The organism is Mangrovivirga cuniculi (assembly GCF_005166025.1).
GTDB lineage: Bacteria > Bacteroidota > Bacteroidia > Cytophagales > Cyclobacteriaceae > Mangrovivirga > Mangrovivirga cuniculi.
This window is the reverse complement of sequence record NZ_CP028923.1, coordinates 1480665-1492367: the sequence shown is the minus strand read 5'-3', so window position 1 is coordinate 1492367 and position 11703 is coordinate 1480665. Positions and strand designations below refer to the sequence as shown.

The following is an 11703-nucleotide window of genomic DNA, read 5'->3' as shown; positions in this document are numbered from 1 at the left end:
TTCACTGGTTTTAGATCTCGATTTTCTATGAAAAAGGTGATCAATCATTTTCTTATGGTAACTAAATATTAAAGTAGTAAATCACTATGCTGATTAAAGAAGTCTGCAATAGCATTCTATTGCCTCTTGTAAATCTTTATGCCAGTATCAAAGGAATCGAATTCAGTTTCGGTTTCCGACCGCCGTAGAAATTCCTAATTAAAACCAAAACCAATAAATTTTCAAACACTAATTACTTATCAATGAAAACCTTTACTAATTCTACCAAACCTGGAGCTTGGTATTGGAAGAAATACGCCTTAAGGAAAATAGCCTGGCTATTCCTTTTGTTGCTTTTCATTCCATTATCAACATATTCCCAGGCACAAAAAGCCCCGGCTGAACCTGTAATATGCCCGGCAAAATTTGAAGATATGTTTACTCGGGTGAATATTCCCGATTCAGACAATCTTGAAAATCAGCGAGTATTAAAACAAAATGCTACAGCTGAATTCCAGATAACTTTTGGACCAGGTGCCGAAGCAAACCCTGAAGCAAAAGCAGCATTTCAATATGCTCTTGACATTTGGGCTACGCAGATAGTTTCTCCTGTTCCGATTAAAGTTTTTGCAGATTTTGCAGACTTAGGCCCGGGAGTATTGGCTTCTGCAGGTCCGGCTTACAACGTTTTCAATTTTCCCGGAGCTCCGGAAGAAGACGTCTTATACCCGGCAGCGTTAGCCAATTCACTGGCTGGCGAAGTGCTATTTCCAGACGAAGAATTTGATCTTATTGTAAACCTGGGAAATGGTATCCCGTGGTACTTTGGTCTGGACGGAAACACACCTGCTGGCTTGTTTGACTTCGTTACCGTTGCCTTGCACGAAGCAGGTCATGGCCTTGGTTTCACTACCGTCAGAGGATATAATGCGGGAGTAGGAACTCTCCGTTCTAATGGAATTCCTTCAATATTTGGAATTTTCATAGTTGATGGTGATGGAAATTTACTAATCAATTTCCCTGATCCATCACAAGAATTAGGTGACGCATTTACCGGAGGTGATATTTTTATGGATGGAACTTTCGCTAAAGCAGCCTTAGGTGGAGATAGGCCTGAATTATACGCACCACCGACATTCCAGGGTGGATCGAGTATCGCTCACTGGGATGAGGCAGCATTCCCTGCGGGAAACCCTAACTCCCTTATGACACCTCAGGTTGGATCTGCTGAATCAAATTTTGATATTGGTGATATTACAAGGGGATTGTTTAAAGATATGGGATGGGTGATTAATGATGACGACGCTCCTCCGGTAGTGGTTAGTCCGGCTACATTCGATGAAGAAATATTTACTGGAAACACAATATCGAAACAGCTTGAATTATCGAATATTTCTGATTCACTTATTATTATTAATATTGTTCCTTCCTCAGGATCGACATTAATCGCTAACATATCTCCTCAATCGCTGTCGATTGCCTCTGGCGAAACTGACTCGATCACTTTTGATATCAATGCCTCAGGTATTAATAAGGGAATATACTTTGATACCTTGATAGTAGAAGTAGCGAATTTTAATAATACAATTTCAGTTCCTGTTAACGTGAGGGTAATCGATGGTACCGAAGCCCCGGAAATATCAGTAGACCCATCTTCTTATTCAGTAATACTGGAGCAATTTCAGCAGGAAACGAGAGATCTGACAATTAGTAATTCAGGTGATGATGATTTGATATTTAATATTGAAATAGAAGATGATGCACTAAATTCCTTCAGCCAGTTAGTTGAAAAATCTGACGCAACTATTAAAAGTGCCGGATTTCAAAAATTTGGCGTAAAGCAGCCTGCAGGAAATGATCTATCGAATGCAATTGTAGGGCCTTATACCTCTCAAAATAGATTGGTTACCACCCTTTATGCCACAGGATTCGAATCATTTACTCAGGGAGATATTAATGGACAAAATGGATGGCTAAGTCAATATGCGGATAACTGGATTATTTCCAGCGAAAACCCAAAAGACAGCACTCTTCATTTCAGAGGGGTTTCCGATGGTCTTGGTGGCACAAGGCCAGGAAATATATTAGCTATTTCTCCTACAATCACTCCTTTGGCCGAACCTTTTATGACTGCTTCAGCTGATATAAATATTCAGGGATCAGGAGTAACATGGGAATTCATCCCACAATCGCCAACTGAAGGTTCTGTTGTGACAAGAATCAGGTTCAATCCAGATGGAACAATAGATGCTCTTACAGAATCAAATTTCACACGGCTTAATGCAACGGTTCCAGATGGATATTTTAATCTGAAAATAGTTGTTGACAAAGATGATTCATCCTTTTCTCTGTTTATTGACGGTGAATTAATTTTCACCGGACAGGGATTTGCATCAATTATCGAACAAGTTATCTTTTTATCGGCGATGGAGACTACTGGTTCAACTTTTGATGTTGATAACCTGGAAGTTACAGATGGTGATCCGGACGCATTCTTCTTAAGTGTTCTACCAAGTTCAGGGGCTGTTCCCTTTGGTCAGTCTGAAACATTAAATGTGAAATTTGACGGAAGAATCCTTACCTCAGGTACCTACAATGCTACAATCAATGTGTTGAGCAATGATTCAACTAATTCACCAATAAATATCCCGGTTGAATTAACAGTTGTGGCGCCTCCGCTAATTAGTGTTAACCCGGATAATCTTAGTGCCGAAGTAGACGTGACCGTCGATGATCCTCCAACAGACAATGAATCATTTACAATCAAAAATTCAGGAGAATCTGTATTGGAGTTTAATATAAACACGGGCAACACCTCATTTGAACCTCCATCTACTAACGCCAGAAGAGCTGTAACACAGCTTGACTTAACCAACTACGGCTTAGGAAATAAAAAAGAATATACCGAAGGATCAGTTTTTGAAAAAGGATTAATGCGGTCAGTCAGAAAAAGTACTCCTGGTCAGCCATTGAATAGTTCTTTCAACGATTCTATTTACTACGATTCAGGTATTGATTTTCCTGATAACTTTGCTGGATTACAAACATCTGCCTACACCACTGCGATGAAATTTGATGTGGAGAATGACTTCACATTAACTGCGGTAAGAAATGGTTTCAGAACAGAAGCAGTTTCAGATCCTGTGATTATCCTTGAAATTTATGCCGGTGGTAATGATCCTACAGAAGGCGAGTTGCTTTTATCACAGACTATCGAGCAGGGAAGCGAAGAAGGCATTGTAATTGTAGAAACTTTAGAAGAATCCCTTAATTTCGAAGCCGGCGATTCATTTTGGGTCGTTCACAAATATCCTGATGGAATCGAATTTCCTCAGGGAGTAGATGACAATGCAACTCAACGGCCAGATACTTATTTCTTTAGTGGAGATGGAGGTGCAACTTATAATCCTTCAGGATTTGTATTCTTTATACGCGCACTCAGTGGCAGTAGTACAGAAGGTTACATTGCGCTTGAGCCAGAATCAGGAAGTATAGCACCTGGCGATTCGCTGACCATCATGGCAACATTTGATGGCTCAACACTGGCGAATGGTACCTATAACACCCCATTAAATATTACAAGTAATGATCCGGTAAATCCGTCTGTTGCAGTTAACACTCAGTTTTCGGTAAGCGGACAAGTTTCAAATATTGACTTTTCCGAAGAGTTTTTGCTTTTTAACGATGTATTTATTGGAGCAGAAAGAACTCGTACATTCACCATATCAAATACAGGTTTAGCAGCGATTAATATTTCGGAGATTTCTTCAGACAATTCTGATTTTACTGTCGACGTTTCCTCTGCTCAGATACCTGCCGGAGAATCTTTAGAGGTTTCAGTGACATTCAAACCTACATCAACCGGAAGTATTAATGGGCTGATAAGCATAGAAAGCGATGCTGCTAACAATACATCGTTTGATCTGGTTGTCAATGGCGTTGGTGTTGACCCTCCGATAGCATTATTTGAACCTTCCACTACGGAAGAAACCACCGATGCGGGCACTACAGTCGAATCATCAGTGACTCTTAAAAACGAGGGTAATTCTCCGCTGATTTTCTCATTCCCTGACCTTGCAGTAAAAGCAGCCTTGATGGATCCTTCTTTAGATCTTAAAAATGCTGAGGTTCTTGCCTTCGATAATTTCAATGTCGAAACTGCTGAAAAGTCAACTGAAGACACTCGAGTAGGAACGCCTGTTGATAAGAGCCTGGGTACTGACAATGGTTTTGGCTACTCGTGGATCGACAGTGATGAGGCAGGAGGACCAGTGTATAACTTCAATGACATTACCTCCACTGGTACAGAAATAACTGATGCATTAGGAGGAGATGGCTCAACTGAGGTATCCTTGTCTTTCCCTTTTGAATTTTATGGCGAAGAACAGAATTCAGTCTTTATCAATGCTAATGGATTTTTAGCTTTTACCCCTCCTGCTGCTCCAACGTGGTTAAACACCCAAATTCCTGTTGATGATAATGTAAACAATGTAATTGCAGGGTTCTGGAATGATCTGGAACCTCAGGAGTTTGATGGAGCCGTTCATTTCCAGGATTTTGGAGATCACTTTATAGTTCAGTGGACACAGGTAACTGAATTTTTTGGCACCGCTGAAGAATATGTTACATTCCAAATAGTATTATATGATGACGGAAATATCGATGTGTTCTATGAAGATGTTTTAACAGCATCTTTTGTGAATACCGCAACCATAGGAATAGAAAACGCAGATGGTTCTGATGGGGCACAAGTGGCCTTTAATACAGATTATGTAGAAAATGGACTCGCATTAAGATTTGTAAAACCAGATGTAGTTCTCACGCCATTTATTTCAAATGTTACACCACTAAGCGGAGTTGTACCGGCTGGAGGATCTAAACAAATAGATGTGACCCTGGATGCGACAGATCTAAATGATGGAGTGTATTTTGATGAATTGTTCTTATCAAGCAATGCTCCTTCTGAAGAAAACAATACGGCATTATTCGAATTAACAGTAATTGGATTCCCGGAGATCTCTCTGGAGCCCGATAGCCTGAATTTCGATTCACTATTTGTTGGTCTTAGCAGTGAGGCATCTTTCCTGATTACAAACACAGGAAGCAAAACCCTGGAAGTCGCTAGTTTAACAAACTCAAATAGTGATTTCGTTATCGATGAAACCGGCCCGATTTCTTTACAGCCTGATGAATCGAGGATCGTTAATGTTACTTTCACTCCAACATCATTTGGTTTAATAGCTAATGAAGTGATTATTGAAAGTGATGATGCATTTGGCAATACTACGTCAACGGTATATTTATCGGGAATAGGAGTTGATCCACCGGTTATCAGTCTGGATCCTGATTCGATAGCTTTATCAGTTTTTAAAACAGATTCGATCAGCTCGACTGTTAATGTTTCAAACGCAGGTAATTTCCCATTAACTTATACCCTGTCAACACCACCGTTTGGCAAAGCTGAAAACGACCTGGTTTCAAAGGGTTATGAAAAACTTGAGTTTGAAAAGATCCTTAGTAAAGAATCTGAGGATACACGTGTAGGCCCAACCTTCCTTAATGCAAGTGGCGGACCAGGTACATTTGGATATACATGGGTAGATAATAACAGTGGCGGACCGGCTTACGATTATATGGATATTTCTTCAACCGGTACTCCTGCAGATGTAGGCGGAGATGGAGACGTTACCGTTCCCCTTCCTTTTGATTTTAATTTCTTCGGAAATGATCAAAGTGAAGTAACAATCGGGGCAAACGGATTTCTTACTTTCGGACCAATTGTTGGAAACAATTTCACAAATCAGCAAATTCCGGATGTAACTAATCCAAATAATTTTATTGCACCATTATGGGATGATCTTGAGCCACAAAATGGAACGGGAGTGTTCTATCATGGAACTTCTGAATACTTTATCGTGCAGTATGAAGAAGTTCCCGGATTTGGATTCCCTCCGTTTTTACCAATTCCTGATCCGGTTAGCTTCCAGGTAATTCTATTCCCTGATGGTTCGTTTAAATTTCAATACAAAAATGTTGAATCGACCATTGCCACAAGTAGTACAGTTGGCATAGAAGGACCAATGGGTATGAACGGTCTTCAAGTGATATTTAATAATGAATATTTAACTAATGAACTGGCTGTTACATTTACACCTCCCGTTGGCGGAACAGTACAGCCCGGTGAAACGGATGAAGTATCAGTAACATTCTTCACAGATGAATTGGAAGCTGACTCAACTTATTTCGGAGATATAACTGTAAGAAGTAATGATCCGATAACTCCAATTGAAACTATTCCTGTTGCATTGACCGTTTTACCTATTCCGGAGGTAATCAGCTTTACTTTGATCAACGCTGATTTACAAGAAGAAATCGGTCCTCTGTCTGAGGGAGATGTTCTTAACCTGGATAATTTCCGTAAAAATAAATTCAGTATTGTCGCGGAAGTAAACGGCGAAAATGTGGGAAGTGTAGTATTTGATTTTAATGATCAGGATGCCTTCCAAACAGAAAATTTTGCTCCGTATTCTTTGAATGGTGATTTTAGTAACGGCAATAAATTTTACCCGGTGGAATTCCCATTAGGTATAAATACAGTTACAGCCACACCATTTACTCAAAGAAACGGCAATGGATTTAAAGGGATGCCACTTACTGTTAACTTTGAAGTTATCAATAACAATTCTTCCGAATGTTATGGTGAATCTGTTTTATCTTATAATCCAGGGCAAAGGAAAAATGGCAGAGATTTACCAGAATCGAGATCTAATCCAGAGCAAGCTTTGGGAGAACCACAGGAAAATGACAATTTCAATTTCGTTTCTCTAGGATTTGGTGGATCGATAGAAATTGCACTGGGATGTGAAGTAATGGATCGGGAAGGAGATGATTTGCTGATCGTTGAAACTTCTTTCAGAGATAGTAATTCAGCATGCTCGAGTTATCCTGAAAAAGCCAGGATCGAAGCATCAGAAAACGGAATTGACTGGTTCGTTGTTGCAGAAGAAATATGCAAAGATGGAGCTGTTGATCTCGCTGATGGTGGACTCGAAAGAGCAAGCTACATTCGTATCACAGACATTTCGGACGCTGCAGATTTCAGAGGTGGAAATGCTGACGGCTACGATCTGGATGGCATTATAGTAATCAACAAATTATCTGCTGATGCCAGAGAACAGCTTATAGTTAAGCTCGAGGATGCTGAAAACCTGGTTACTAATGAAGAAGATTTTGATATCAGAGTTTATCCTGTTCCGGCACAAAACTTTATCAAATTAAACTTCAAAGGAACTGGCGAAAGATACCATACAGAAATATATAATCTAAATGGTGAGAATGTTCTGACTTCAGATCTTAGCAATATTTCAGGTAACAGAACCAACGCTTTGAGTGTTGAAACTTTAAGACCGGGAATTTATATACTAAGGTTGATTTCAGAATCAGGAATGATAATCACTCAGAAAAAGATAATAAAACAATAATTATTGATTTCATTCTTTATTATAAAAAAGGCTAGCGATTAAATCGCTGGCCTTTTTTTACATTAATTTACCTTTGTATTTTCTTTAATATATCAAGAACTCTACTGATTAGGGCTGTTACTTCTTTCGCTTCTGTTGTCGTTTTGAAATTTAATCCTTGCCAATGCCGCTTTCCTACCAAGGTAATTACTAATCATCATTTCATTTTCACTTATTTGCTGGCATCCATTAGGGACCAACATCATATCAACTTCTTTTGATCGATATAAAATATGCTCAGTTTTATTTCCATCCGTATCATATTCTATTAGCGCAGCACATTGATTATTACTAAACAGCAATTTGGGGCTTTCTTCCTGACCGGCATCCAAACGATCACATGCTGTATTGTAAATAAAGAATACTTTACCATTTACACTAGCCATGTCATAAGATGAATAGAAAAATCCTGTTTTCAGCTTAAAAATATGATCAGTCCAATTTATATTTCCCTCAGGATCTATGTTAACCAGTAATATGTTTCCAAAATTATACTCAGTTCGAGTGGTTGAACCTCCGTTCATACCAGGTTCATAGGTTTGGGTGGCATAAAATTCTTCAGCTACCAGCAAGATACTTCCGTCATTTTTGACCATCATATGATCTATATAAAAATTATCCAGCTCGATATTTTTACCTTTGGCAATTTTTCGATCTATTCTTTTTTGCCCTTTTTCACTTGAAATTTCTTTCAGATGCTGAACTATGAAGTCTTCATATGATTTTACTTCTACTTTTTTGGTCTTAGAATCAACTCTTAAGAAGTATATACCCTTTACATTCACTTCCTCTTCTTCAGAATAAAAACCTGCACAAAGAATATTTTCATTCTCGTCAAACCTGATAGTCAGGTTATTCAAAAACTTATCTTTTAATTCAATATTATATTCTTTCTTTATTTTACCTCTTTGGTAAAAGCTTAATAGCTTGAAGCCATAATTTACTTTTCCATTCTTTTTCCCTTTTGCCTTGCCCATCCAGTTTTTAGAATCATATAACTTTCCAAGCACATGTGCATTGCCAGAGTTATCTAACTTTACACTTTCTACCTGGTAGAGATCCGGGTCATATGGCAATTCAATTTTCTCAGACCATAATTCATTTAAATCCTTATTATAAACCGATAGGATAAACTCGTTAGCTTCTTTATCCTCTGACAGAACTTTATTGTAAACCAGGACTTTGGAACTATCATCAGATATTTCTACATGAAACTCTGTTCTGTCCCAACTACTGCTATTAAAATCTACCTCCGCAAGTACTTTACCTTCGGGTTGAGGAACTAAGGTACTCTTATTCAATTTCTTAGCTACCAGAACTTGTTTGTCAGTTTTGGTGTTTTCATAACTTAAGAAAAAATAAATATCGTCACCAAGCTGAATGATTTTCTTTAAATCTGAACGATATTTTTCAACTTTTAATTTTACTTCCTCTTCCTTGATCGTTCTTAATTTAGAATCAACTTTGACAATTGTATATTTAGAACTGGGAAAATAAACCTGTTTTGTTTCTTTAATCGACATATTAGACATTATGGCGATCATGTTTTCTCCTTCATAACCTATTACCCCTCTGTAAGCCAATCCTCTCTTAACCTTTGAAGATGTTCCCCATTGCACATCAGCTATTTCTGTATTTTGGCTGTATGTGTTAAAAAATGCTATCAATAAAGTGATAGTGATTAATTTCCATTTCATAACTTAAAAAAATAGTTGTGATATAAATAAATTCCCTCACCGGATTTTGATTAAAAATCCGAATGAATACAAAGCTAGATATTAAAAAAGAAAAATCAATTATCTAATCTGAATTAAATGTTTAGCAATTAATACAATAAAGCAAAAATCTATTCTTTTTAAATTGTACTTATAGAATAAATTTTATAATTTATATAACACCATTTAAAGAATAAGATAAGCAAACAAAGCTTACCCAACCTCGATATCCAGTTATATTAATTATCAATCATTATCAAAACTACCAGTTATGAAAGCAGTGAGACTTCTCCCCTTTCTTGTAGCAATATTCGCTATAAGTTTCATGAATGCACAGCCCCCGAAGCTCCGGTTAAAAACCATACACACAAGTATCACGGAGATAAACTTGAGGATCCATATCACTATATGGAAAAAACCGATAAACCTGAGTTTGTAGAATGGTTAAAAGCTCAAAATACCTATGCCAGGAACGTTTTAAACTCCATATCAGGTAGAAATGACTTACAAAATAAGTTAATGGAACTTGAAAACAGGCAAAAAGCTCGGTTATCGTACGTAAACATTACTGAAAACGATAAATATTTTTATGTAAAAAGAACAGCAGATGAAGAAATCGGAAAGCTCTATATGCGAGATAACATATCCGGTACCGAACAACTACTATTTGACCCGCAAAACTACCAGGCGGCAGAAAACAAAAATTATGTTATTACCGGGGTTTATCCAAGCGATAATGCTGAGAAAGTTGCTTTTGAAGTCGCTCCTAATGGATCAGAAAATGCACACCTACTCATTATGGATGTTGATTCAAAAAACATTCATTCGGAATTGATCGACAGGGTATGGTTTGCAACTGTATCATGGCTACCCGATGCAAATCATTTTCTATACAACAGGCTTAACTCATCCGATCTGAATGATGAAGAAAGAGAACTTAACAGCAAAAACTTTTTACATAAAGTAGGAACAGATCCAAATGAGGATAAACAAATATTATCAACTGAAAACAATCCGGATCTTGGAATAAAGGCAGAGGAATTTCCTTTAGTCTATTACGATAAGCATTCTGACAAATTGTATGGGTTAACCGTTACTGTTGACAAATATCTTACTATGTATATGGCCGATGCTGACGAACTAACTAACGAAAACATCAACTGGCAAAAGATTTTTGATAAGGAACACGAGGTAATGGATTTTGAAACCGATGAACAATTCATCTATTTCACGACCTCAAAAGATGCTCCTAATTATAAGGTAATGAGGATGCCGGTAAATAACCCTGATTTTGCAACAGCCAAAACAGTAATTCCTGAAAATAAAAATGAGGTATTAAAAGATTTTGACTTATCTAATAAGGGCATTTTCTATACCACGAGAAAAAATGGAGTACAGTCAAAGCTTTATCATATATCTGAAAATAGTGAAAACCCAAATCATATTGATTTACCGTTTATTGCCGGAAATGTCAATGTTATGACTAAGGGCCATAACTATGATGACATTTGGGTAAGATTGAATGGCTGGACTTCAGATTACAGAAGATTTAAATATAACCCGGATGATAATTCATTTAAGGTTGAAGAACTAACCGAAAGACCCGAATATCCGGAGTTTGCAAATTTAGTAGTAGAAGAGGTGATGGTTCCGTCCCATGATGGAACGATGGTGCCACTTTCTTTAATCTATAAAAGAGGACTGGAAAGAAATGGAGATAATCCGGTATTGATGTTAGGATACGGATCTTATGGTGCGTCTATTAACCCATTTTTCAATCCTAAAGCCTTAATGTGGACAGCCGAAGACGGAATATTTGCCGTAGCCCATGTCCGTGGTGGTGGTGAACTTGGAGAGAAATGGCACCGTGCAGGCTATAAATCTACAAAACCCAATACCTGGAAAGATTTCATTGCCTGTGCAGAATATCTGCATTCAGAAAATTATTCTTCACCACAAAAAACAGCCATTTTCGGAGGAAGTGCCGGTGGTATATTGATCGGTAGAGCGATGACTGAAAGACCGGATCTTTTTGCAGCTGCAATCCCGGTTGTTGGTTGTATGAACCCTGTCAGAATGGAAAATTCACCAAATGGCCCGGTTAATATACCTGAATTTGGTAGCACTGAAAATCCTGAGGAATATAAAGCCTTGCTGGAAATGGACGCCTACCATCACCTGGAAGATGGCAGAGCCTATCCTGCCACATTAATAACTGCTGGATATAACGATCCCAGAGTAGCGGTATGGCAACCGGCTAAGTATGCAGCCAAACTTCAGTCATATAATTCCTCTAATAATCCGATATTATTTACAGTTGATTTCGAAGGAGGCCATGGTGTCGGAGATACTAAAAGTCAGCAAATAAGAGAGATGGCTGATATCCTTAGTTTCAGTTTATGGCAAACAGGAAATCCGGCATATACTGCGAACATTATTAATATGAGAGACAGATAGAAAATGAATTAGTTAAAATTAAAAACCCGGCG

Annotated in this window: 3 protein-coding genes; 2 read left to right on the top strand and 1 reads right to left on the bottom strand. The window is 37.9% G+C overall.

Annotation, left to right across the window (positions count from 1 at the left end; all coding sequences use genetic code 11):
• The first annotated feature begins 242 nt into the window (after positions 1-242).
• On the top strand, positions 243-7460 hold the full coding sequence (locus DCC35_RS06795; protein ID WP_137090068.1) for an Ig-like domain-containing protein: 7218 nt from the start codon (positions 243-245) through the stop codon (positions 7458-7460).
• Positions 7461-7561: 101 nt separating this feature from the next.
• Here the strand turns inward: DCC35_RS06795 and DCC35_RS06790 are convergent, their stop codons facing one another.
• Positions 7562-9196, bottom strand: coding sequence for a hypothetical protein (locus DCC35_RS06790; RefSeq protein ID WP_137090067.1), 1635 nt, complete (start codon positions 9194-9196; stop codon positions 7562-7564).
• Positions 9197-9463: 267 nt separating this feature from the next.
• Between DCC35_RS06790 and DCC35_RS06785 the strand changes: the two genes are divergently transcribed.
• Positions 9464-11671, top strand: coding sequence for a prolyl oligopeptidase family serine peptidase (locus DCC35_RS06785; protein WP_317129016.1), 2208 nt, complete (start codon positions 9464-9466; stop codon positions 11669-11671).
• The last annotated feature ends 32 nt before the right edge of the window (positions 11672-11703 follow it).